This window comes from Nocardioides terrae, from assembly GCF_900112345.1.
In the GTDB taxonomy this organism is placed as follows: Bacteria; Actinomycetota; Actinomycetes; order Propionibacteriales; family Nocardioidaceae; genus Nocardioides; species Nocardioides terrae.
On sequence record NZ_FOLB01000001.1, the window covers coordinates 478,526 to 501,764 of the forward strand.

Below are 23,239 nucleotides of genomic sequence, written 5' to 3' on the forward strand. Positions count from 1 at the left end.
CTGCGTGAGCGGAAGCGGCGCGCTAGACCGTCAGGCCCATCGCCTCGCGCATCCCGCGCGTGGCGAGCTGGTCGGCCAGCTCGTTGTCGGCGGCGCCCGCGTGGCCCTTCACCCAGAACCACTGGACCTCGTGGCGGGCGCACGCCTCCTCGAGGCGCACCCACAGGTCGGCGTTCTTGACCGGCTGCTTGGCCGACGTCTTCCAGCCGTTGCGCTTCCAGCCGGCCAGCCAGCTGGTGATGCCGTTGCGGACGTAGGTCGAGTCGGTGAACAGGTGCACGGGCACCGCCCGGTTGAGGGTCTCGAGCGCCTCGATCGGCGCGGTGAGCTCCATCCGGTTGTTCGTCGTCACGCCGGCCTCGCCGCCGTACAGCTCGCGGACATGGGCGCCGTAGCGCAGCACCGCGCCCCATCCGCCCGGGCCGGGGTTCGGCGTGCAGCCGCCGTCGGTGTGGATGATGACCGGCTCCTGCGACGCGGGCACCTTCGGCACTGACATGGGCGGGAGCCTAGTGCCCGAGCGACGGAGCTCGACGTTCGCGAACCGTCCCCGCTGGGAACTGTGCGGCCATGAACGTCCGCGGGTTGCTCATCGGCATCGCGACCGTGCTGGTCGTGCCAACGGTCTCGAGTTGCGACAGCTCGAGCGACGACGACGTCGCGAAGGTCGCCACCGCCTTCTACGAGGCGATCGGCTCCGAGGACGCAGCCACGGCGTGCCGGCTGCTCGCTCCTCCCACGCGGTCGGAGCTGGAGAGCTCGGCCGGCAAGCCGTGCGCGAAGGCCATCCTCGACGAGGGCGTCCAGGAGGCGGTCGGAGCACCGCAGGTCGACGTCTACGCCACGATGGCGCGGGTCCGGTGGCCGCAGGAGTCCACCTTCATGGCGCGGTACGACGGCGGCTGGCTGGTCTTCGCCGCAGGATGCTCGCCGGACCCCAAGTCCCCGCGGGACGCCGACCGCTACGACTGCGACCTGCAGGGAGGTTGAGATGCGCTCACAAGCGGTGCTGTTCACCGTCTACCTCGTCGTCATCCTGGGCGGACTGGCGTGGTTCACGGCGTCCGCGTTGGCCCGGCTGTGAAAGGCGAAGCGATGAAGAAGACGCTCAAGGGCAACGGCCTGGGCCTGGCGTTCGGGCTGCTCTTCCTGGCCACCCTGGTCGCGCAGTCGTTCGCGGGCTGGCAGGAGTTCAACACCCAACAGGCCAGCGAGGGTCTGGTCCAGCTCAGCTGGTGGCGCTACGTCGCCTCCGCCGACTTCGGCGTCGACGTGGCGGAGAACTGGCAGAGCGAGTTCCTCCAGTTCTGGCTCTACCTGATGGCCACCGTCTGGCTGGTCCAGCGCGGATCGCCCGAGTCCAAGGAGCTGGGCGAGGAGGGCCGGGAGTCCGACCAGGACCAGATGGTCGGCGAGCACGCCGAGGAGACGTCGCCACGCTGGGCGCGCGTCCGCGGCTGGCGACTGCGGATCTACTCGCGCTCCCTGGGCTACGTGATGGGGACGATCTTCCTGCTGTCCTGGCTGGTCCAGTCGATCGCCGGCCGGGTCTCCTTCAACGAGGAGCGGCTCGAGCAGCTCCAGGGTCCCGTCACGTGGACCGACTACATCACGCGGGCCGACTTCTGGTCGCGGACGCTGCAGAACTGGCAGTCGGAGTTCCTCGCCGTGGGCAGCATGGCCGTGCTGGCGATCTTCCTCCGCCAGCGCGGCTCCTCGCAGAGCAAGCCGGTCGGAGCACCTCACAGCGCCACCGGCGTGGACGGGTAGCCCGCTACCTGACCTGCACCTCGACGGAGGTGACCGGGTTCTCGAACCGCGTCAGCCGCACGCTCACCTGGACGGTCCAGGTGCCGGGCTCGGGGAGCACCACGTCGGCGGTGTAGGTCCCGGCCGCGGTCGGGTGGACGGGGACCTCGCCGAGGTCGACGTCCGCCGAGCGGAGCGCAACGGCCGGGGCGGCGTACCCGGCGACGGGCTTCCCTGCCGCGTCCTGGACCTGCACGGTGAGGGTGTTGCGCCCGACCGTGCCGGGCGAGACGGCGGCCGTCACGCCGGTCGTGCCGGTCAGGACGGCGCGGCCCCGCGCGGCGTCCGGTGGCCGCGGCGTCGGCTGCTGGTTGGGCGAGAGGTTGGTGAGGAACGCGGTCACGCCGAGGACGACCACGAGCAGGGCGGCCTCGCACCAGACCGCGGTGTGGACCCGCAGCGCGGCGGTACGACGGCCCGGGTCCGCGGCGGCAGCGGCGACGCCCGGCACCAACCGCCAGCGGTTGAAGCCGGCGACCGCCGCGACCACCGCGACGATGCCGATCTTCACCAGGAGCAGCCGCCCGTAGCCGGTGTGCACCAGCGCGGACCAGGACCCCACGATGCGCCACGAGGCGATGACGCCGGTGAGGGTGAGGGCGCCGAGGGCTGCCGCACCGATGGTGGAGAACCGGGAGACGACGAGGGCTGCATCGTGCTGGCGCGCACGGAGGGGCCCCAACGTCAGGGCCAGGCTGACGAGGCCGCCGAACCAGACTGCTCCGGCGAGTAGGTGCAGGACGTCGGCGGGCAGCGTCAGGGCCTCGGGCCCGTCGGAGCGGGAGTGTCCCACCCATGCCGGAGACACGACCGCCACGATCACACCGATCGTGGCGACCGTCCGCCAGCGGGGCAGGAAGATGGCGACTGCGAGCCCGACGACCTGCGCCGCGAGGACGACCACCGAGCCGCCCACCAGGGACAGGTCGAGCGCCGAGTCGTCCCCCATGCCGTGCATGCCGAGACCGAGGTCCTCGGCGCCCTGCATCGGGCCGGCGTTCACCGCGGCGAACACGGCGAGGCAGGCGCCGAGCCAGCGGGCCATGGTCAACCGGTCGCGCACCTTGTCGCCCACCGTGATGCCGTCGAGGACCCACAGGCTGAAGAGGATGACCCCGCCGGCGAGGAACAGGCACAGGTAGTTCAGGGCCGCGGTGATGCTGATCGCCCGGGTCAGCGCCGGGTCTGCGGCCACCACCTGGGGAGCCACGACGGTCGCGCTGGGCGTGCCGACGGAGAACCGGATGGACCCCGCGATCGGGTGGGAGTCAGCCGAGACGACCCGCCAGACGACGACGTAGGTGCCCTGCGGCAGCTGTGGCGGGAGCGCAGCGGTCACGACTGCGTCGCGGCCCGTGGCCTCGGACGGGACCGGGTTGCCGCGCGCGTCGAAGACCTGCACCGACTTCCTCGTCAAGGTGACGGTCTCGTCGAAGGTGAACGAGATGGTGGATGGGCTGACCTGGAGGACCGCTCCGTCGGACGGATCAGATCGGACCAGGCTCGCGTGCGCGGAGGCCGCGGACGCCGGCAGCAGTACGCCGAGCACGGCCAGGGCGATGACGATGAACGCTTGTGCCGCTCGCCGTCGGCTCCCCTTGCGCATCGGTCGTGTCAGGCCTGGCGTCGGGTGCGCGCGAGCGCGGCGCCGGCCAACGCGACCGCGATGGCGCCGAGGGCGACGCCGGCGTACCCCCAGCCGTCGCCACCGGAACCGTCACCGGAGGCGTCACTGGACGCTTCGCCACTCGGGGTCGCCCTCGTGGTCGCCTTCGTGTCGGCGGCGATCACGAAGCTCGGTGCGGGGTGCTCGAGCGAGTCGGCGTCCTGGCCGGCTGCGGGGACCTCGGTCCAGGCGGTCTGGCCCTTCTCGCACTTCTGGATGGTCGGGAACGCCAACGTCTTCCCCACCGTGTCCGGAACCTCGATCTGGATGTCGAACGCGTCCCGATAGCCGTCCGGCAGCGGAGTCCGGGCCGTGTAGGTGATCGTGTCCACCTTCTCGGTGATCTGGTCGCCGTCCTCGGCCCCGATCGGCTCGGCCAGCTTCACGTCCTTCTTCGACACGTCGTAGAACGGGTTGCGGGTCGGGGTCGCCTCGATGACCTCCTTCGGCATCGAGATGGTGATCTCCGTGGTAGCCGAGCCCTCACAGCCGTGCGGGACGGAGAACGTCAGCATGCTGGAGGCGCCGGCTCCGGTGCTGCTCGGCGTGACCGTGACGTGGGCGGAGGCGGCCCCGGCGACACCGAGGACGAGCAGGCCGGTCGCGGAGGCGACCGCGCCGAGGCGCGCGGCGATGGAGCGGAGCTTCATGGATCTCCCGGATGGAGGCGGTGGTGGGGCACGACGGACCACGCGCACGGTGACCAGACGGGCATCATGTCAACCGCTCGGTCGACGTGCGCCTCACCGCTCCGGGGCGGACTCACACGTTGAAGCGGAACGATCAGGCAGGGTTTCGACTGTGGTTGGTCATCGCCGACTGACACCCGCAAACACGGTCTGACCTGCGAAAACACGCCCGCGAGACCGTTGGACGTCGTCGGCCAGAATCGGTCTCGGCCGGACTTCTTGCGGACTATTTGCGGACCGCTGGTCAGCCCTGCTCGGGCAATGCCCCCGTCTGCGTCAGCGGCCGGCCTGCAGATACCCGGACTCGTAGGCGAGCACGACCGCCTGGATTCGGTCGCGCAGGCCGAGCTTGGCCAAGATGTTTCCCACGTGAGTCTTGACGGTGGCTTCGCCGAGGACCAGGCCTTCCGCGATTTCCGCGTTAGACCGGCCGCTCGCCAGCAGTCCGAACACCTCGAGCTCGCGCTCGCTGAGGACGCCCAGGACGTCGGGGACCCCAGTGGTCGGCGGTGGTGCGCCGACGTAGTGCTCGACCAGTCGGCGCGTCACCTTGGGCGCCACGACAGCGTCGCCGCGAGCCACCATGCGCACGGCGAAGACGAGCTGCTCGCGAGGGACGTCCTTGAGCAGGAACCCGCTGGCTCCCGCCCGCATCGCGTCGTAGACATACTCGTCGAGGTCGAAGGTGGTGAGGACGAGGACCCTCGTCGGCGATCCGGCCCGCACCAGCTGTCGCGTCGCCTCGACGCCGTCCATGCGCGGCATCCGGATGTCCATCAGCACCACTTCCGGGGCGAGCGTCGCGACCATGCGCAGGCACTCCCTCCCGTCCTCGGCCTCGCCAACCACCTCGAGGTCGTCCTCGAGGTCGAGGATCAGCCGGAACCCGGCGCGGACGAGTTCCTGGTCGTCGCACAGGAGGACTCGTGTCATGCCCGTGCCCCGCAGATCGGGAGCGTTGCGACCAGCTCGAACCCACCGTCATCGGTGTGGCCGGACTGCAGGGTGCCGCCCGCGGCCAGCGCTCGCTCACGGACGCCGATCAGCCCGTGGCCGGAGCGTCCGTCCGACTCGATGCCCGCTAGACGAGCCTGTCTGCCGGGGTCATTGCGGACGACGACGCGCACGTCATCGCAGTTGCCCTCGACGGTGAGCCTGGTCGGCACGGCACCCGCGTGCTTGAGCACGTTCGTCAGTGCCTCCTGCACGATCCGGTAGACGGCCAGCTCGATGCCCGACGGCATCGAGACCCCGTCGACCCGCACGTCGGCATCCAGCGGCAGGCCCGCCTCGCGCAGACCGCTGACGAGCGGCGGCAGATCCGCCAGCCCGCGGGCCGGCGCTCGGGAGGAGCGACCTGCGCGCGGGTCGCCATCCCAGTCCGTGAGGTCGTCGCTCCGCAGCACGTGCAGCAGTTGACGCATGTCGACCAGGGCCTCACGGGCGCTCCCGCGAATCGCGCGGAGCGGGTCGCCGGCGCGCGACGGGTCCCGGGCGAGAGCTGCCTCGGCGGCGTCGGCCTGGACCGCGATCACGCTGAGGCTGTGGGCGACCACGTCGTGCAGCTCCCGAGCGATCCGGGCGCGCTCGTTGGCGACGGCCAGGCGGGCGAGGTCCTGCTGGCGCTGCTCGGCGTACGTCGCCCGCGACCGCCAAGACCGGGAGGCCCGTCCGAGCAGCCAGGCACCGCCGAGCTCGACTGCGATGAAGGCATAGTCCGAGCCGCTGTCGAGCCATTCGGTGAGGAACATCCCGGCGAGCATGAACCCCAGGCCGAGCGAGGCGACGCCTTCGTCGTACTCGGCACCGAGCGAGTAGGCCAACAGGAGAATGACCACCAGTGCCATGAGCGTCCCCGGCGACTGGTTGCCCCAGACCCCCTGGAGGACGTTGGCCGCGGTGGTGACAATCGTGGCGACCAACGGTGCGCGTGTGCGCCCAAGGAGGCTCAGGCCGATCACGACGGCCACCGGCAGCGTCAGCGCCAGCGGCGTCTCGTCGACGTCCCCGCTGACCAGTCCGCCGATCGAGAGAGCCACCACGAGCCCTGCCAGCACGACGTCGAGGAGGGGGACGCCAAGGACGGCTCGGGAGCGCGAGGTGGACGACACGCGTCGAGGGTAGATCGACTCGACGATCCCGGGATCCGTATGGAGGACGAGAGGGGTCCACCGTGCGGTGGAGCCGATTCGCGACGCAGCGGGAGGCGACGAGAGGTTCCGTCGCGCGAGCGTGACGTCATGACGAATTCAACTCTCCTCCGGTTCTCAGCGGTCGGCCTGGTGGCCGGGGCGCTGTTCCTCTCGCTGGGCGACCTCCTGCGTCGTACCGTCGACTCCTCGAGCGGCTCCTCGCCGACGGCGATCGCCGCGTCGGTCCACGACCACCCGGGTGTCTGGCTGGCCGCCGGCATCCTGAGTGCGCTGGCGCCGGTGTTCTTCATCCCGGGCGTCTGTGCCCTGGTGGCAACGACCCGCGGACGGGGGTCACGCGTGGTCGCCGTCGGCGGATCCCTGGCGGTGCTCGGCCTGGTGGCCTCGGTGGGGCATGCGGTGGCGTATTACGCCCCGTTCGCGCTGTACGGCCGGGCCGGCACCGACACCGCGACGATCAAGGCCCTGGACGACGCCTCGGAGTCCTACCCGATGCTGGTCGCGCTGATCATCGCGTTCATCGTCGGCATCACGATCGGCATGATCACGCTCCTCGTCGGTCTGCGCCGAGCTCGCCGGGTGCCGGTGTGGGCGCCGGTCGCAGCGGTGGTGTTCGCGGTTGCCGGCAGTTCCGGCGGTGTCGCGATGGGGATGCTCGGCATCGCGGCGGCGCTGGCGGCGTTCCTACCTGCGGCGCGGGCCTTGGTGGTCCCGACGACCGGCGGAGCATCGGCGCCAAGTGTTCGCGACATGGATTCGACCTCAGTCTGACCGGAGGTGGCCGTCGGGCCGGGTAAGGCATCGCCGGTACGGCCCGACGGCCCACCGCGTCTATGACTTGATCGGTTCGCTGCGTCTCCGCGCCGGGTTGCAGCGCTCCGCAGAACGCGAAGAGCGCCGCAGTCCCCGCAGGAACCGGCAATCGTCAACGCCTTCTGGCGACGGCGCTAGATGTTGAAGCGGAACGGAAACCGGGGGTTTCGGCTACCTTCGATCATCGTTTGAAAACAGCCGAAAAAAGGCCTCTGACCTGGGCAAACGCCGTCCGCGAGCCGTTGGCAGCCGTTGGTCAGAAACGGGCTCCGCGTGACTTCTTGCGGACTGTTTGCGGACCCGCTGGACGGTCGGAGACCCTGAGGTCATTCGTCGCGGACTCACCGACATGACGTCAGGCTAGTCCGAGCCCCGACCTAGACCTTCGATCTTCGCGGATCTTGCGGACAGGTCGCGGATGCTCTGCCAGACAGTCGCTCGGGGCGCGTCGATCTTGAGTGCTCGGATGTATTCGTCGAGACGTTGCGGGCGATCTCGGAGGTAGGTGACTGCTTTGTTGAGGCTCTCGCCAACCGTCTTGCCGTAGGCATCGACCGCCTTGCGCGCGCCGGCCTGCAGTGCGGCGGTGTCGGGTTTCATCATGGCCAGGTCGATGAGGTCGCGGCTGAACGTCGACGTGTCTGCCCAGCGGTCATCATTGGCAAGCAGCTTGGTTGCGACCTGGTCGGTTCGCGTCAGGATCCGTAAGCCACAGATCTCATCGCCCGGGGCGGGCGTGTCGAGGTCGATGCGGCCTTCATGGATGATCTTGAACTTGATCACAATCCCCGCAACGAGCACCGAGGCCCTGATGCCGTAGCCGTCGACAGAGGGTGTTCCACCCACGTCCAGTTCGCGCGTAGCCAGAGCGTCGAGCCCGTGGTCCCTGACCATCTGGCGCAGCGCGCGGTAGGACTTCGGGTCGGAGACCAGGAAGTCGATGTCGACCGATTCGCGGAACTCACCGTTGGCAAGGACGATCGCGGTCCCGCCTCCGAACCAGCAGTTGTGGTCGGCCAGGAGCGGTGCGTCGAGGATCGACAGCGCCTCGGCCACCTGTTGGTGGTGCAGCCGCCTAAACAAGGAGCCTCCCGTTGCTGTAGGTGTCCGCCAGGTGCTGGATGAACGCCTTCTCGTGGTCGGTCAGCGCCTCTTGGTTGAGGTGTCGCCAGCCGCGTTCGTAGAGGTTGAGCGCCTCCGTCTCGGTGATGGTGGTGCCGGCGTCGGTCTGCCATGCCAGCGTGCGGAGTCCGGGGTAGTCGCCGACCGTGATCGTCGCCGGTTCTGCTGCTGGCGCGTCGAGGATCGGGACGACGAGGTGAAGTCCGAGTGCGGCGGCAACGTTGATGTAGGCGCCGATCGTGACCGAGGGGTTGCCTGCCTCGATCCTGTGCAGGGTGACACGCGAAACGCCAGCAGCTTCGGCACAGGCGACTGCCGTGACACCGAGGGCCCTTCGGCGTTCGCGCAGCCGGGCGCCTAGGCGTTCGAGGTCCGCCTCTTGCTCGGGGCTCGTGTACGGGCTAGGGGCTGGCATGTTTCTCATTTTAGTCATTCAATCCTTACAGTCAATAATGAGAAACGTTTCGGATGATCAGACCGATCGACGGGCCCGCCTCCAGCTCGGCCGCGCGCGACCGCACCACGGCCTTCATCTCTTCGGAGATCTCAACGGACTCCGACTCGATGGGTCCGCTGGATGTACGCCACGAGCTCCATTTCGTTCGTCGAAGCTCAGGCCAGCCTCTCCCGCCGATCAGTTGGTGTGCTCGGCCCTCTGGAGCAGGGGTCGTGGACGTCCTCGATCGGGATTCCTGGCGGGTCACGACGCCGCTTCGCACGCTGCTCGACCTCGCCTCGGATTCCACCACTCTGCTGGACTCCACTCGGCTTCGCCCCCATCGACCGTTGCTCTCGGGCCTTTACGCGGTCCCCCGATCGCCGGACAGTAGGGACTCGCCACAGGTACTGTCCGCCCCTGTGAGCGCCCGACACCTAAGCCCCAATGACCCCGCCTTCGCGGGCTTGCCAACCGCCGACCACGAGTGGACTTCCGACGACTGGCAGCAACTGCTGCACTGGCTCATCGAGAGCGGCATCCTGACCTACAAAGACGTCACGGCGCTCGTGCTGGGACACCTGAACCCTCCGCAGGTCGGAACTTCTATCGCATCGAAGAAGACGTTCCAGGCGCACTTCCCGCCTAGGAAGACCTGGCAAGCGGTTCGCGGCTGGTTCTATCAGCAGCGGGGGATGTGCGAAGACTGCGGTGCCCGCCTGGAGCTGCAAGCCGATCACGTCGAGACTCGTCAGGACTACGGCGATCAGGCGGACCGCCTCGACAACATGCTGCTCCGCTGCCGCCGGTGCAACGTCGTCAGGCGTCCGTCGCATACACAAGGCGGGCTCACGTTCCTGACGGCAGAAGCCGCCCTGATGTGGATCCTTCTCATCAAGCGTCCCCGGACGTACCAGGAGTTCGAGGGCATGTGCCGCGACTACGGGATGACGATGGCCAACATCCGCTTCCAGGAGGCATGGGCGATGGCCCACTGGCTCGAGGAGGACGGCTCGTACACGATCGATCCCTCTTCCAGCCTCTAAGGAGAAGGCTCACCGCGTCCACGTAGCATCGTCACCGTGTCCGACGATCTATTCCTCTTTGGTGATGACAGGCCAGCGGCCCCGGAAGCCGTCACACCCGCGCCCGGATCGATCGCCGATTGGCAGGTCGACCTCCTCCGGAAAGCCCTCGACGCTCGAGGTCTCACCGCAGTGGAACATCGCAAGGCCGCGATCCAGCTGGCAGCGGGCAGAGCGGTCGAGTCCCTGCGGGCGCTAACGCATGACGAGGCCTTAAGAGTGCTGTCGAAGCTGGGGCAGACGCCCGCCAAGACGGACACCTCCCGCTCGGCCTGGGACGAGCGGGAAGAGGACACATGGATCGACCGCCTCTGAATGGCACCGCTCTGCCATGACGGTTGAAATCTCTAAAGCGCCATCGTGCGCGTGACGCCCTCCATATGCTTGCTCGGCTTTCCCAGCAATCCACGGAGGTCACGGCATGGCACGCAAGCCATCTGAGGAAGAGGAATTGGCGCCAGATGCGCACGGGCTCTACGACGCGACCTGGCAGGACGCCGAGTGGATGGCGATGGTTGAGCGGCTTGTTGCTGACGGGTTCGTAACCTGGAAAGAGGCCGCCGCCACCCTGCTGGGCGAACTCAACCCGCCGCAGGTAGGCACACAGATCGCCTCATCCGACGCAGGCACCTTCGGGTTCAAAGCGAATCACCGCTCGGCCTTCCCTGACGAGTCGCTGATGAGCCACGTCCTGGAATGGTTCTATGCCGAGAGCGGTCGTTGTGTTCATGAGGTTGAAGGAAAAAAGTGCGGGACCCGCCTCGATCTTCAGGCCGACCACATCAACGGACGCGAAAACTTCTCCGACAAGGCGGCCGCAGACACACTAGACAATCTGACCCTGCGATGCCGGCGCCACAACGTCGCCAAGCGCAAGTCCCACATCCTCAATGCGAATCGAACGCTGCTCCCAGCGCAGCAGGCTCTGATGTGGATACTCATCGAGATTCAACCGCGCACGAAGGTTGACTTTGGCCGCCTTTGCCGCATCTACGGCATGACGATGGCGTCGGTCCGTTTCGACGAGGCCTGGGCCATGGCGATCTGGCGCGAGCGCGAAGGCCGATACCAAATTGCGGCACTGACCGACCGCTACGACTTGGTCATCTGGCCAGACAACGCCATCACGCGCCGGTACACGAGCGTCGAGCCAGCCCCGGTCGGGGCGCAGATCCTGGCACCTGATGTGCACGGCGATGGCATCCTTTGCTTCGTCGCGTCTCCAGATGTCGGCATGGCCAACTTGCGGTACTACGAGTGTGACGTGGCCAAGATTCCCTTCATCTATCCACTGGACTCGCGGCCCACGACCGACATCGCGATCTGGCCGACCGCAAAGGGCGGCGTGCCCATGCCGCCTCGCGGGCTACAGCTCCACACTTGGGCTTTGCGTCGCCCGAACCAGGAGATCTATTGGTCCGCGCCTGGGTTGCAGCGTCGGGCTCCGGTGCCGAAGACGGTGAACGGCCTCAAGGTGACCGGCCTGGGACGTCGAGCAACTGTTTCCGATCTGTCCCTGACGATTCCCGAAGGCGCAGTCAAAGAAGCGTGAGAATGGTGCTCTCCAACGCCAACTCCGCCTGGTGCTCGCTAATGAGCCGACGACTTAGTTCGGCGTAGGTAGGGTCGCGCTCGATCAGGACCGCCTCGTGACCAGCGCTCATGGCTCCACGCGCCGTTGTCCCCGAACCGCCAAACGGATCGAGAACCAGCGACCCGGGAGCAAGACCATCCAGCAGCGCGGTCACGAGCTCTAGCGGGTACGGCGCGGTGTGACCGAGGGTGTTCTGCCCTCGAACCATCTTCACCACTGGGTGAATCCGCAGAGGCTGGTTGAGGCACGGCAGTCCACCCCGCTGCTTGACGTCCTCGGGCGTCTGCGCCGGCTTCTGCACCACGATGACGTGCTCCCAGCAGTTGAACGGCGACTGGTAGAACGGTGAGAAGTTCCCGGCATTGAAGCCGCGCTTCCCCTGGATCTCGCCCTTGTCCCAAACTGCCGACCCCATGTACCTGAAGCCCATGCGTCGGAAAGCGTCGACCATCAGGCCGGAGAGCAGCAGCCGCTTCTTCCCCATGTCGCTGAATGTGACCACTCGCTCGTTATCGAAGTAGTCAAAGATGTTGTAGACATACAGGCCGCCAGGCTTGAGCGTACGAAAGACCTCGTTAGCGATCCGGTACATGTCGTGCATGTAGGCGTAGAGGTTCGGCCATTGGGCATATTCACGGGCGTTGTAATAGGGCGGTGAGGTGACAGCCCGATCGAAAGCGCCATCAGGGATGTCAGCAAGCACCTCCACGGCGTCACCTTCTACTACGCCCCACCCCGAATCGCTGACGCTGAGCTGGGTCATCGGTCCACTTGGTGACGGCGGCTTCACGGGCAGATAGCGGCAGAAGAACGCGGAATCCCAGAAGAGGGGGTTGCCGCTCGCACTTTCTGGCTCCTCGCCGCTGCGGAGGTCCCGGCCCCGGGGCTCGGATGGCGATTCCTTGACGTCGAGGAGCACCACCACGTCCCCACGCATCGAGTAGTGCGCGAGAAGGGTGTCCAGGATCTCCTCATCAGAGATGAAAGGGAGAACGTCGCGCTGCCAACGACGGACGCTCTCCAACGAGATCTGATTGCCGTCGGTCTCGATCGCTTCCTGTTTTAGAAGCGATCGGAAGTCATAACGCTTTCCTCGGTTGTAGATGCTGCGATCGGCACAGAGCGGGTTCGCACACTCCCAACTCTTGACGCCGAAGCTCGGGTAGGAGTTGCCGCCGATGTTGTCACTACGGCAGCCCGGACATGGCACCTTGGTCTCGTCGCGACGGTTCTTCTGCAAGACGAGCAGGAGTCTCCGAATGTGGTCAGCCTCGTCGTGTAGGACGAACGTGTCCCGGTACGTGAAGCCTTCGTTCAGCAACGCGAACTGAGCCTTGTCCTCATTGATCTTGGTGACGTGGCTGACCGTCTCACGCTCGACGTCCTTCGCGCGAAAGAACAACTGCTTGAGCGGCACCTCGCTGAATCGCTCGGCGAACAACGGCAGGTCCGAAGCCAACTCCCACGCCTCTGCCTCGAGCCCGTCTTCGACGTTGATGAGGATTGCCAGGAAGCCGTAGTTGTCGATCGCGTCGAACTCGTCAGCGATCCACTGCGTTAGCCCTGCTCGTTGAGCTTCGTACGCCTCGCGGGGCTCGGGCCGCACCTGTCGAACGACCAAGCTGCGCCGCCGTTCGAAGAGGGCTGGGTTGAAGGCCCGCAGGTCAGACATGTAGTCCTCGGAGAACGGCATCGGTGGATCAGCGAAGACACCAGCGATCTCGGCGGTGGGCCAGATCGACCATGCGAGCGGACCAGCGGCTGCGTTGAACACGTCATTGGCGACATCGCGATCTGGCTGCTTTCGCAACTTCGTCGGATTAGTGGTTTCGGCCAGCAGCAGTCGCCTCGTCTCCGCGTGGCTCACCGGCGCCACCGCGGCCCGCAAACGGTGCAGCAGATGTCCGGACACCCCGCGCTCTTCCAGATGCTGTTCTAGCTCGTCGATTCGACCGGTGTTGATCGCCCATTCGAGGCGACGCTTCGTCGGGTAGTTGAACGTGATGGCGGAGCCCGCGCACTCGGCGTATAGCGCGGCGATGCTCTGCTTGTTCGCAACCATCTTCTGGTTCAGCCGCCCAAAGAACTCAGCCGAAATGCGCCCCCGCTCGATGTCAACCGCCGGTCCGAGAGTCGCGATGACCGTCTCCACAGCGCTCGCAACGTCACGCGACAGGGTCCCGGGGATGCCCGTTAGCTCTCGGAGCAGGCGCTCGAAGGCATGGGGATCACCAACACGGTGAACCAGCTCAGGAGTCTTGGCGTTGGGCATGGGAAGACGGTAAGCGATGCCACTGACAATCCCGAGGCGGCGCATCGTGGCTGTGGAGAACCTGCCCCCAGAACCGCCTGTGGAGAAGACCTGGCATGCCGGCGCCTGCCAAGGCCCACCGACGTAACTCCAAGCTGGCCTCGGTGGACGTGCGACCCGTCACTCTGGGGAGTTCCGCGTGAGGGCACCATCGAGCACAAGTTCCAGCCGCAGCTGGTCGCCTCCCAGCTGGAGCATTCGCTCGATGGCAGTCTCCAAGCGAACCAGCAGTTCGTCGGAGTCGCCGGTAATCGCATGCGTGGCCGGCCCTTCAGGGTTGAATACGTCGAGTTCGATTAGGAGCCGCTCGAAGTGGCTCGACTCGTCGATTTCAGCGGTGCTGTCAGCCAGCGCAGCGAGACACGAGCGGGCGTCGCCCAGCGCGTCCAGGTAGTCCAGGTCGAGCGTCACGCACCCAGGATGCGGGGCCGACGAACTGCGGCCGCGCGCCTGCGGCTCAGCCGTGGACAGGCACCTTGACTCCGTAGCTATGGACCCCTTCGAGCCTCTGCTTCTCCTCCGCCCTCACCTCCTGACCACTGGGAATCGTTGACTCTCATCACCTCCTCGAATCTCACCCCCATCGACTCTCATTTAGCTCCCTTCACCACTTCCTCGCGAGCGGCACACATGCTACGAAGGTTCGTAGATGGGTCGCCCGTGATCGGGCGGCCCACACGGCATTTCTAGGGGTCCGTTGGTTGTCGACGGACGTCGTGGAGGCGGTGATCGGCGTGCATGGCGGCGTGAAGTTCTACCGCGGTGCGGCGAAAGCCGCGCGCGCCTATGTCGAGCGGGATCGCTCGCGGGCCGATGACTACTACCTCGGCGAGGGCAGCGGCGTCGCGGCCCGGCTCACAGCAACCCCGGACGGCGTCGACCAAGCCGGCTTGATGAACGGCGAGATCTATGAGCAATGGGTAGCCGGGGTCGACGTCGACACCGGGCGCAAGAAGGGTCGGGTCCGCGGAGACGCGAACGCGCTGCGGTTCGTCGAGGTCACCATCAACGGACCCAAGACCTGGTCGTTGGCCGCTGCGCTTCATCCAGACATCTCGGCCGCGCTGGACGAAGCCCAGGACAAGGCAGCCGCCGAGATCGTCGGCTGGGTCGCCCAGCACGCGACCACCCGGGTGGGACCGCGCGGTCGCCAGGTGCAGGTGCCGGTCGAGAAGATCGAGGCTGCAGTGATCCGGCACTACACGTCACGTGCCGGTGATCCGCACCGGCACCTGCACCTCCAGGTCAACGCCCGCGTGTGGGCGGCCGGCGCCTGGCGGGGCCTGCACTCGGTGGGGGTGCGCGACATGATCGAGGCGATCAACGGCATCGGGCACGCCGCGGTCGCCACCGACCCTGAGTTCCGGGCGGCCCTCGCCGCACGCGGCTTCACCCTGGACCCCGAGACCGGGGAGATCGAGCAGCTCGCGCCGTACGTCGGGGCGTTCAGCGCCCGGACGAGTCAGATCCACCGCAACATCGACCGGTACGAAGCTGAGTGGCGGCGCGAGCATCCGGGTGAGGAGCCTGGGCCGTGGCTGCGTGAGGTGTGGGATCGGCGGGCGTGGGCCGATGCGCGGCCGGACAAGGTCGTCCCCACCGACGGCGCGGAGCTGGTGGCGCGTTGGAACGACGAGCTGTGCGCCCTGGGTTACAGCAATCCGGCCGCCCCAGCCGTGCTCGAAGCGACCCAGGTGGGCTGGATCGACCGAGACGAAGCGGCCGACTGGATCATCTCCCAGCTCGGGGCGAAGCGGTCGGCGTGGAACGCCGCCGACATCCGCGGCAGGGTCGAGGTCCTGTTGGCCCAGACCAACCTGGCCGCCGACCCCGCGGCGCGCGTCGAGCTCGCCGAGGACGTCACCGCCCGCGCAGCCGCACGCTGTGTTCGGCTGCTCGCCACACCCGACGTGCCCGAACATGTCCGCTCGCTGACCTCCCAGCAGGTGGTGAGGGTGGAGGCGGACCTCGTCCACCGCCTCGCCCGCCGCGCCGAGGAGCCGGCCAGGCGGGTCCGGCTGCAAGGGCGAGGGCTGACGCGGGTCGACCCCACTCAAGCCACCGTCGTCGGCGCCCTGGCCGGTGACGGCCAGCTGGTCGTCGTGGAGGGCGCGGCCGGTGCAGGGAAGACCACCGCGCTGAGGTCGGCGCAAACCGTGCTGGTACGTCAGGGGCGTCGGCTGCTGGTGGTGACGCCGACGCTGAAGGCAGCCGAGGTCGCCGCCGCGGAGACCGGCGCTGACGGCCACTCGGCGGCCTGGCTGATCCACCAGCATGGCTGGCGCTGGGACGACGACGGGCATTGGGCCAGGCGCCCCGCCGCCAGCCCGGACCCGGCCGCGCAACTTCGCCGAGGAGACCTCCTGCTCGTCGACGAAGCCGGGATGCTCGACCAGGACACCGCCCGGGCACTCGTCACGATCGCCGACGAGGCGGGGGCGCGGGTCGCCCTCGTCGGTGACCGGCACCAGCTCCCGGCAGTCGGACGCGGCGGCGTCCTGGACCACGCCCTCGCGTGGGCGCACCCGACCGCCGTGGTCACCCTGGAGAGGGTGCACCGCTTCACCGACCCCGACTACGCCGCACTCTCCCTGCGCATGCGCAAGGGCGACGACCCTGCCGCAGTCTTCGACGCATTGCATCACCGCGGGTCAATCGTCGTCCACCCCAGCGACAGCGAGCGCACCGCCGCCCTCGCCGATGCGGGAGCGGCCGGCGACCTCATCCTCGCCGACACCCGCGAACAGGTCGTCAGCCTCAACGCCGCGATCCGCGACCAACGTCGCGCCCACCCCGCCACAGGCGGTTCAGGCGACGCAGACCCGTCGTTGGTGACCGCCAAGGGCGAACGGATCGGGCTCGGGGACAGGGTCGCCACCCGTCGCAACGACCCCGACCTCGGCGTCGCCAACCGGCAAACCTGGACCGTCACCAGCATCCGCGACGACGGCACCCTGACGCTCCACGGCCACCGGCACGGGCGTGATCGGGAGATCCCGGCGGAGTACGCCACCCGGTTCGTTGAGCTCGCCTACGCCACCACCGTCCACGGAGCCCAAGGCGAGACCGTCTACCGAGCGCACTTCGCCGTCGGGGACACCACGGGCGGCCCGGCGGCGTACGTCGCGATGACCCGAGGGCGGAACGGGAACACCGCGCACCTCGTGGCCGAGTCGGTTCAGGACGCCCGCACGCAGTGGGTCGCGGTGTTCGGCCGTGACCGGGCCGACCTCGGCGCCGCCCACGCGAAGCAGCAGGCGATCGACGCTATCGACCGCTACGGCACCCAGCAGGGGCGCCGGCCAATGGACCAGACCGTCGTGGAACCGCGACGCCCGACCCCGGCATCCGGCGCCGGGATTGGCATTTGAGATCAATGAGGCCGCTTGCGCGGGCGCACGGGGCGCCACTCGACGCCGATCTCCTTCGCCAGCCAGGCGCTGAGTCCGGCTGGGTCCCGCGGTTGGGTGTCCTGAGGAGCGGTGGCAGCGTCGATCGCCGGCTGCCACGCTTCCCTGATCACCTGCGGGACGTTCAAGCGCTCCCAGACCTGCATCAACAAAATCCCGTCGACCGACTCCAACAGCAGGTCCGCGGTGCCACGAACGACGGCCCACTCGTAGTAGGCGATCCGCTCGGCCTCAACAGAGAGGTCCCACACCCGCGGCCGACGGGACTTGAACAGGGCCCCCAGCACCTGGACTCTGCTGAAGCAGTCCGGCATCGGCACCGACCACAACCGCTCGGGCACCAGGTACTGGCCGATATCGGGATCCTGGCGCACGTCGAAGTCGATGATCGGCTTGAACGTCAGCTCGGCATCAGCAGCCTCCAAGAGCCGCTCGACGACCTCCAAGGTGGGCGACTTCTTCCGCGACTCGTACTCCGAGACCGACGACTGCTGCGTCCTCGCCCAGGCCGCCAACTTCTGCTGAGACAACCCGGCTGCCCTACGGGCTCTCTCGATGACCGTCTTCGTCGGGTCCACCACCACAGAATATCGCTGAACATCGATAGGGAGGGCCCACACACCTACTGGATGAGGTCGAGAACCGCTTGGCCTCATCGACCAGCAAGGAGCACCCCCATGACCGCACAGCAGACGAACCCCGGCGACAACCGCCGCCCGCCGAAGGGCCCCGGCGACGAGATGCTCAGCCTCCAAGAAGCCTGCACGTTCCTCCGCGTTCCCGAAGGAACCCTGCGCTACTGGCGCCACCTCGGCGCCGGCCCCCGCAGCTTCAAGGTCGGCCGCCACGTCCGCTACTGGCGAGCCGACCTCATCCTCTGGCTCACCGAGCAGACCAACCGTCCCCAGAACCACCGCTGACCCTTGCCCCGCCGTCGGATCTCAGAGAGACGATGGAGCGATCCTGGAAGGAGCATCACCATGGCGGGTAACATCGCCAAGCGAGCCAACGGCAAGTGGCGGGCGCGGTACCGCGACGAGGCCGGTAACGAACGCGCGCGGCACTTCGACCGCAAGATCGACGCCCAGCAGTGGCTGGACCAGGTCACCTCGGCGGTGGTCACCGGCACGTACGCCGATCCCCAGGCCGGACGGATCACCTTCGCAGCGTTCTTCGGGGAATGGTCGGCCCGCCAAGTGTGGGCACCCGGAACCGTTCTCGCGATGTCGCTGGCGGCGCGATCGGTGCCGTTCGCGGGGAAGCCGATGAAGCAGATCCGCCGCTCGGACGTCGAGACGTGGGTCAAGCAGATGACCGCCGCCGGGCTTGCCCCCGGCACGATCAAGACGCGGTACGTCAACGTCAGGTCGGTGTTTCGCGCCGCAGTGAAGGACCGGGTGATCGGCTCCGACCCGACCGACGGCGTACGCCTCCCCCGCGGCCGTCGCGCAGACGTAGCCATGTCGATCCCCAATCCGGAGAAGGTGGGGCAGCTCATGGCCGTGGCCGACGAGCGGTTCCAACCGTTCATCGCCCTCTGCGCTTTCGCCGGCTTGCGGCTCGGCGAGGCCGCCGGTGTTCAGCTCGGCGACGTCGACTTCCTCCGCAAGTCGCTCAAGGTCTCCCGCCAGGTCCAGCGCGTCAACGGCGGGGCGATCGACGTACGCGCGCCGAAGTACGGCTCAGAGCGCGTCATCTACCTCGCCGACAGTCTCATCAACGTGCTCGCCGAACACGTCGCCGCTCACGGCACCACCGGCAAGGCTCGGTGGCTCTTCGCCGGCGAGGGCGACGAACCACCGCACCAGAACACCGTCGCCTATTGGTGGCGCAAGACGCTACGCGACTCCGGCCTGTCCGGCATCAAGCTCCACGACCTGCGGCACTTCTACGCATCGGGCCTCATCGCGGCCGGGTGCGACGTCGTGACCGTCCAGCGATCACTGGGCCACGCGAAGGCGACGACGACCCTCAACACCTACGCGCACCTGTGGCCGACCGCCGAGGACCGCACGAGGAAGGCAGCGGAGTCGATCATGTCCGCGTCGCTCGGCCAACCAACCCCGGCCTTGGCCAAGTTGGGGGCGAGTCCGACTGAGTGAGCTGTGGCCTCGCATCGCCGACGCACTTCCCACGGCATGAGCCGGTGGCGCGTCACAACCCAGAATGAGGAACGCCAGCGGCCGTCATCGGGCGGCGGCCTCTCCCGAGACACCGAGCCTCGCTCTCGCCAGCCGACCCTCCAGACTCCCGGGCGAAAGGTCGCAGGTTCGACTCCCGCCTGGGGCACTACATGGAGCACCTCGAAACGCCTGGCCGGAGGGTGTTTCGCTCGCCGGCCTGGCACGACCAACTCGGCTCCGCCCTGCTCCCGGGCTACCGGCGTCCATGCGGGCGCCACGGGTGGTCGCGGTCCGGGAGCTGGCGAGCTTCCCGGACGGCCTCCCGGAGCGGGTCGGCTCGACCGCGCTCGGCCCGACGTCGGGCGGGGAGAGGTCACTGCACACGCTGCAGCGGCCCTCTGCAGCGTTGCCGACCCCGGGGCCTCTTCTCGGGGGCCGCCCCAGCCCCTCGCACGACGTAGCCGGTCGCGGCGCGCCGGGGTTGCGAGATGGTTCGAACATACGTTCTATCTAGGTAGAGTGCGTCCATGTCTGACAAGAGCGCCATCGAGTGGACCGAGGCGACCTGGAACCCGACGACGGGTTGCGATCGAGTCTCCCCAGGCTGCGACAACTGCTATGCGCTCGCCCTCGCCAAGCGGCTCAAGGCGATGGGCAACCCGAAGTACCAGAATGACGGCGACCAGCGAACGAGTGGACCCGGCTTCGGAGTCACGACGCACCCGGACGCCCTCAACATCCCGTACTCGTGGAGGCGCCCGCGCGTGGTGTTCGTGAACTCGATGAGCGACCTCTTTCACGCGCGCGTGCCGATTGGCTTCATCAAGCAGGTCTTCGACGTCATGCAGGACACGCCCCACCACACCTACCAAGTGCTGACCAAGCGAGCGCGGCGCCTGGAGCGGATCGCGGACAAGCTCGACTGGCCGAGCAACGTCTGGATGGGGGTGAGTGTGGAGTCGGCAGACCAGTACGACCGCATCAGGGACCTCGCCAAGGTGCCAGCCGCCGTGCGGTTCCTGTCTTGCGAGCCGCTGCTCGGCCCGCTGCCCGACCTGCCGCTGGACGGCATCGACTGGGTGATCGCGGGAGGCGAAAGCGGCTTCTCGGCTCGTCCAGTAGATCCTGAGTGGATCCGAGAGATTCGCGATCAGTGCGTGGCCGCTCGCACGCCCTTCTTCTTCAAGCAGTGGGGTGGCATCCGAGCCAAGGCCGGAGGGCGCGAGCTAGACGGGCTCACCTGGGACGAGATGCCAGACACGTCCCGTCACTTGCGAGCGATGTAAGCCTTCTGGAGGTTCCCCGTCGGGACCGCCGCAATGACTTCATGCTCCTTGACACGCCTGAGCGCCTTACGGATGTGCGTCTCCCGCGCGAGGCCGAGCGTGCGGCCAAGCACCTCGCCAAGCTTGTTCTCGATGACGAACGCGGGGTGCGTCGCAAGGATGTCTTCGATGTTGGCCGCGATTTCCTCGACCCAGGCGTCCTCGTTGTCGTCCCAGTCCAGACCACGCAGCTCGGCCTGACCAGCGGTCGCTTCCTCGCGTTGGTCGACCAGCCAGTTGCGCCAGTGCTTTCGGGCCTGCGACATCGCGTCCATCATCTTCCAGAGCCCGTCAGGGTGACGGGTGAAGAGAATGAGTTCGTAGACGGGTTCCGCTGTCAGCGAGTCCGCGACTGAAGCGGTGATGTAGGCGTAGCCCGTGGCCTTGCTGACCTCGTCCGCGTAGCGCTGAAGGACCTGCTGAACCCAGTCGTCGTCGCCGCTCAGGAGCATCGTCTTCCACCAGTCGCCGCCGAGGAAGCTCGTCAGTGACTGGATGTGACCTTCTCGAGCCGGGTAGTCCTTGTCGCTCGTCAGAGCACCAGCCGTGCGCCGGACAGCCTCGAACGAGAAGTTAATGAGCACCTCGGTCTTGGGCTGGAGGACGTTGCTGTAGTACCCCGCCTTGTCCCGGCACTTGAGCAGGTTCACCATGCGGTCGAACGGGAGCGTGAAGCCGTACGGGTCGAGGAACACGAATAGCGGCAGGTCCTCGGCAAGCGCCACCACATCATCGATGTGATGTTCGACAGGGCCCTGCTTGACGTCGTACGTGTCAGGGTCCACGCCCTTCTCCGTCAACATCGCACGGAGCTTGTCGAGGTAGGCCTGCTGCTTCTCGCTGAACACGCTGTACACGGAACGCAGGTTCGCCATCGCCACGGCGGTGTCGACAAGGATCTCAGGTGAACCGGGTTCCTCATCCTCGTAACGCCCAGGGCCTGAGTAGGCGTCGTACACCACGACCTTCTTGTCCGTCGAGGTCGAGCCGACCTTGCCGGCCCACGCCGGGATGTACCGCTTGATGAGCTGGTGCTTGTAGATCGCAGCGGCCTGCGGCGATGAGAAGAAGTTGCTGTTGCTGACCATCCCGAGCGCTCCCGTCCGCCGTTGGGTTGACGAGAGTAGTGCCGATCACATCGGCATGGCAGGAGAATCGCGGTCCACCGCCCCCGCAGGGGTTTGATGCTGCCCCATTCGGTCAGACGCCTGCCAGACGAAACGAACGGGCAGCTCGTAGACCATAGGTGTTTCGTGTCGTGCATCGTCACCGAGCCGCCTTCACCTGGCGACGAAACTCGTTCAACACAAGGGCAACGTTCTCGGCGGCTCCTAGCCAGCCCTCGGCTTCGTCGTAGCCTGAGTCCGAGTCGTTGATTGGGATCCCGTCCACTTGGATCATCCCGTTGTCGTACGCGGTCACCGTGACCGTAAGTTTCCAGCCCTTGTCGCGCGCCGTTCGGTCTAGGCGCATGTGCTCTCGGATCCGGTTGAGGCTTGCGGGCATCGTGTGTGCCTCCCTCAGTTCAGTTCAGCGAGGATGCGAGGTCCGAGAAAGTACAGCTGAGGGTGCGTCGTCTCGTCTTTGCGAACGAGGCGGTGACGAACCAAGCTCACCAACGTCAGGTGTGCGTTCGGCGATTCCATTCCCAGGGCCCTTGCAACGTCACCCGCGCTGATGCCATCGGGGTGAGCCTCGGCTACCTGCGCGAGCACCCGCTCTTGGGTACCACCGAGGGCGGGATGGATTCGCTTCGCTACCCCCACCGCATCTTTAGGGCCCTCGCCGCTCGCCGGAGCGGCCCCCTCGGGGGATTCGCCGTCGCTCCGAAGGATCCTCACGATCGCCTCCAGATGATCTGCGACCTCGTGACGCCAGCGCTGAGCAGTGTGACTCATGACCATTCCATCCGTATGTAGGCACCCATATAGTATTCAGTCACCTACATACTCCCCAATAATGCTGGGCAGTGCAAGGTTGTGCGGATTCACTGGCAAATGCCGCCCCCACGGCGCGCTCCTGACTCAGTTCTCCTGGTCGTCGTCCTCGACGCGAGGTCCGCGTATGCGCCGCCACTCCTCATCGCGCTCGAGCTGCTCCTTCCGCAATTCCTCGAGTGTCTCGCGGATCAAACCTTTCGCCTGCTCATCGCTATAGCCGGTGAGGTCGATGGATGTATCTCCCCGCGAAAACTTGATCCCCTTGTGCCGGTTTCGGTGGAAGTAGGCGGTGAGGGCGGCAGCGACCCCGCCAAGTCCGCCCCCGAAGGATGCCGCGAGGATTGCCAGCTGTTGCGATGCAGAGGCCTCATGGATGCGACCGGCGTACACGCCCTCTGCATCAAGCAGCTCCTGCATCTCGTCCGCGGCGTGGGGACTGATCCTTACGTCCAGGGTCTGGTCCTCAGGGAACCCGAGTCCAATGCGGATGTGGGTAGGCGCGTCGCCGTCTGACCCGGACCCAGATGAGCGAGTGTCCATGCCCAGGAGTCTTACACGAGTGCTCAGCCGGTCTGCCTGGTCGCGATCCGCGCGACCAGGTGCTCTTGGTGTGGTCCATCGCTGCGGCAACCTGCGCGCGTGCGGCGGGTGGCTCGTTGTCCGTGCGGCCGTGCCAGTAGCGGTCGAGCGTCATGTTGCGTTCGCGTGGGGGACAGACGCTCCTGAACGTCCTTCACCGTCATCCCGGCGTCGGCCAACCTGC

Annotated in this window: 24 protein-coding genes; 10 read left to right on the top strand and 14 right to left on the bottom strand. The window is 67.2% G+C overall.

Features of this window, described 5'->3' with window-relative positions:
- Positions 1–22: 22 nt before the first annotated feature.
- On the bottom strand, positions 23–499 hold the full coding sequence (gene rnhA / locus BM236_RS02335; protein WP_091119675.1) for a ribonuclease HI: 477 nt from the start codon (positions 497–499) through the stop codon (positions 23–25).
- Between the two features lie 71 nt (positions 500–570).
- Here rnhA and BM236_RS02340 point away from each other — a divergent pair, with 71 nt between their 5' ends.
- Together BM236_RS02340 and BM236_RS02345 are read left to right on the top strand one after the other, a co-directional pair.
- Positions 571–990 (top strand): hypothetical protein, encoded by a 420-nt coding sequence (locus BM236_RS02340; protein WP_245750088.1) that lies wholly within the window; start codon positions 571–573, stop codon positions 988–990.
- A gap of 105 nt (positions 991–1,095) precedes the next feature.
- Positions 1,096–1,770, top strand: coding sequence for a DUF6766 family protein (locus tag BM236_RS02345; protein WP_091119677.1), 675 nt, complete (start codon positions 1,096–1,098; stop codon positions 1,768–1,770).
- Positions 1,771–1,774: 4 nt separating this feature from the next.
- Here BM236_RS02345 and BM236_RS02350 read toward each other — a convergent pair whose 3' ends face one another.
- From BM236_RS02350 to BM236_RS02365, 4 genes are all read right to left on the bottom strand, one after another.
- The gene (locus tag BM236_RS02350; RefSeq protein ID WP_091119679.1) at positions 1,775–3,415 is read right to left on the bottom strand and encodes a copper resistance CopC/CopD family protein; all 1,641 of its coding nucleotides are present in this window, start codon (positions 3,413–3,415) and stop codon (positions 1,775–1,777) included.
- An 8-nt stretch (positions 3,416–3,423) separates the two neighbouring features.
- Positions 3,424–4,125 (bottom strand): YcnI family copper-binding membrane protein, encoded by a 702-nt coding sequence (locus BM236_RS02355; RefSeq protein WP_091119681.1) that lies wholly within the window; start codon positions 4,123–4,125, stop codon positions 3,424–3,426.
- Positions 4,126–4,440: 315 nt separating this feature from the next.
- A complete protein-coding gene (locus BM236_RS02360) occupies positions 4,441–5,097 on the bottom strand; it encodes a response regulator transcription factor (protein WP_091119683.1) in 657 nt (218 codons plus the stop codon).
- The gene (locus tag BM236_RS02365; protein ID WP_091119684.1) at positions 5,094–6,275 is read right to left on the bottom strand and encodes a sensor histidine kinase; all 1,182 of its coding nucleotides are present in this window, start codon (positions 6,273–6,275) and stop codon (positions 5,094–5,096) included. The genes BM236_RS02360 and BM236_RS02365 overlap by 4 nt, the downstream gene beginning before the upstream one ends.
- 129 nt (positions 6,276–6,404) lie before the next feature.
- On the opposite strand from BM236_RS02365, the gene BM236_RS02370 reads away from it, so the two are divergent.
- Entirely contained in the window at positions 6,405–7,088 is a 684-nt protein-coding gene (locus BM236_RS02370) for a hypothetical protein (protein WP_139230000.1), read from the top strand.
- Between the two features lie 402 nt (positions 7,089–7,490).
- Here the strand turns inward: BM236_RS02370 and BM236_RS02375 are convergent, their stop codons facing one another.
- The gene (locus tag BM236_RS02375) at positions 7,491–8,186 is read right to left on the bottom strand and encodes a nucleotidyl transferase AbiEii/AbiGii toxin family protein (RefSeq protein ID WP_217645187.1); all 696 of its coding nucleotides are present in this window, start codon (positions 8,184–8,186) and stop codon (positions 7,491–7,493) included.
- A gap of 19 nt (positions 8,187–8,205) precedes the next feature.
- Positions 8,206–8,667: a helix-turn-helix domain-containing protein gene (locus BM236_RS02380; RefSeq protein WP_217645188.1), complete on the bottom strand. Its 462-nt coding sequence runs from the start codon at positions 8,665–8,667 to the stop codon at positions 8,206–8,208.
- A 443-nt stretch (positions 8,668–9,110) separates the two neighbouring features.
- Here BM236_RS02380 and BM236_RS02385 point away from each other — a divergent pair, with 443 nt between their 5' ends.
- The 3 genes from BM236_RS02385 (at position 9,111) to BM236_RS02395 (ending at position 11,325) form a co-directional block, all read left to right on the top strand.
- A complete protein-coding gene (locus BM236_RS02385; protein ID WP_139230001.1) occupies positions 9,111–9,734 on the top strand; it encodes an HNH endonuclease in 624 nt (207 codons plus the stop codon).
- 36 nt (positions 9,735–9,770) lie between these two features.
- Positions 9,771–10,088, top strand: coding sequence for a hypothetical protein (locus tag BM236_RS02390; RefSeq protein ID WP_091119694.1), 318 nt, complete (start codon positions 9,771–9,773; stop codon positions 10,086–10,088).
- A 106-nt stretch (positions 10,089–10,194) separates the two neighbouring features.
- Positions 10,195–11,325 (top strand): HNH endonuclease, encoded by a 1,131-nt coding sequence (locus tag BM236_RS02395; protein WP_091119697.1) that lies wholly within the window; start codon positions 10,195–10,197, stop codon positions 11,323–11,325.
- Here the strand turns inward: BM236_RS02395 and BM236_RS02400 are convergent.
- A complete protein-coding gene (locus BM236_RS02400; protein WP_175507504.1) occupies positions 11,312–13,639 on the bottom strand; it encodes a DNA-methyltransferase in 2,328 nt (775 codons plus the stop codon). The two genes, BM236_RS02395 and BM236_RS02400, sit on opposite strands and share 14 nt — an antisense overlap.
- A 159-nt stretch (positions 13,640–13,798) precedes the next feature.
- Entirely contained in the window at positions 13,799–14,089 is a 291-nt protein-coding gene (locus tag BM236_RS02405; protein WP_091119701.1) for a hypothetical protein, read from the bottom strand.
- Positions 14,090–14,379: 290 nt separating this feature from the next.
- Between BM236_RS02405 and mobF the strand changes: the two genes are divergently transcribed.
- Positions 14,380–17,049, top strand: a complete 2,670-nt coding sequence (gene mobF / locus BM236_RS02410) for a MobF family relaxase (protein WP_245750089.1) — start codon at positions 14,380–14,382, stop codon at positions 17,047–17,049.
- 2 nt (positions 17,050–17,051) lie between these two features.
- On the opposite strand, the gene BM236_RS02415 is transcribed toward mobF, so the two are convergent.
- Positions 17,052–17,666 carry a helix-turn-helix domain-containing protein gene (locus BM236_RS02415; protein WP_175507505.1) on the bottom strand — a complete coding sequence of 205 codons (615 nt, stop codon included), beginning with the start codon at positions 17,664–17,666 and terminating at the stop codon, positions 17,052–17,054.
- 99 nt (positions 17,667–17,765) lie between these two features.
- On the opposite strand from BM236_RS02415, the gene BM236_RS02420 reads away from it, so the two are divergent.
- The 3 genes from BM236_RS02420 (at position 17,766) to BM236_RS02430 (ending at position 20,497) form a co-directional block, all read left to right on the top strand.
- The gene (locus BM236_RS02420; RefSeq protein WP_139230002.1) at positions 17,766–18,008 is read left to right on the top strand and encodes a helix-turn-helix domain-containing protein; all 243 of its coding nucleotides are present in this window, start codon (positions 17,766–17,768) and stop codon (positions 18,006–18,008) included.
- Between the two features lie 60 nt (positions 18,009–18,068).
- On the top strand, positions 18,069–19,190 hold the full coding sequence (locus tag BM236_RS02425) for a tyrosine-type recombinase/integrase (protein ID WP_091119705.1): 1,122 nt from the start codon (positions 18,069–18,071) through the stop codon (positions 19,188–19,190).
- 548 nt (positions 19,191–19,738) lie between these two features.
- Positions 19,739–20,497 (top strand): DUF5131 family protein, encoded by a 759-nt coding sequence (locus tag BM236_RS02430; RefSeq protein ID WP_091119706.1) that lies wholly within the window; start codon positions 19,739–19,741, stop codon positions 20,495–20,497.
- Here the strand turns inward: BM236_RS02430 and tcmP are convergent.
- The 4 genes from tcmP to BM236_RS02450 all read right to left on the bottom strand — a co-directional run bounded on the left by tcmP (position 20,479) and on the right by BM236_RS02450 (position 23,016).
- Positions 20,479–21,624 carry a three-Cys-motif partner protein TcmP gene (gene tcmP, locus BM236_RS02435; RefSeq protein ID WP_091119709.1) on the bottom strand — a complete coding sequence of 382 codons (1,146 nt, stop codon included), beginning with the start codon at positions 21,622–21,624 and terminating at the stop codon, positions 20,479–20,481. The two genes, BM236_RS02430 and tcmP, sit on opposite strands and share 19 nt — an antisense overlap.
- A gap of 178 nt (positions 21,625–21,802) precedes the next feature.
- Positions 21,803–21,958, bottom strand: a complete 156-nt coding sequence (locus tag BM236_RS18840) for a hypothetical protein (RefSeq protein ID WP_217645189.1) — start codon at positions 21,956–21,958, stop codon at positions 21,803–21,805.
- Between the two features lie 98 nt (positions 21,959–22,056).
- Positions 22,057–22,440 (bottom strand): helix-turn-helix domain-containing protein, encoded by a 384-nt coding sequence (locus tag BM236_RS19595; protein WP_091119713.1) that lies wholly within the window; start codon positions 22,438–22,440, stop codon positions 22,057–22,059.
- A gap of 120 nt (positions 22,441–22,560) precedes the next feature.
- A complete protein-coding gene (locus BM236_RS02450; protein WP_091119716.1) occupies positions 22,561–23,016 on the bottom strand; it encodes a hypothetical protein in 456 nt (151 codons plus the stop codon).
- Positions 23,017–23,239: the final 223 nt, after the last annotated feature.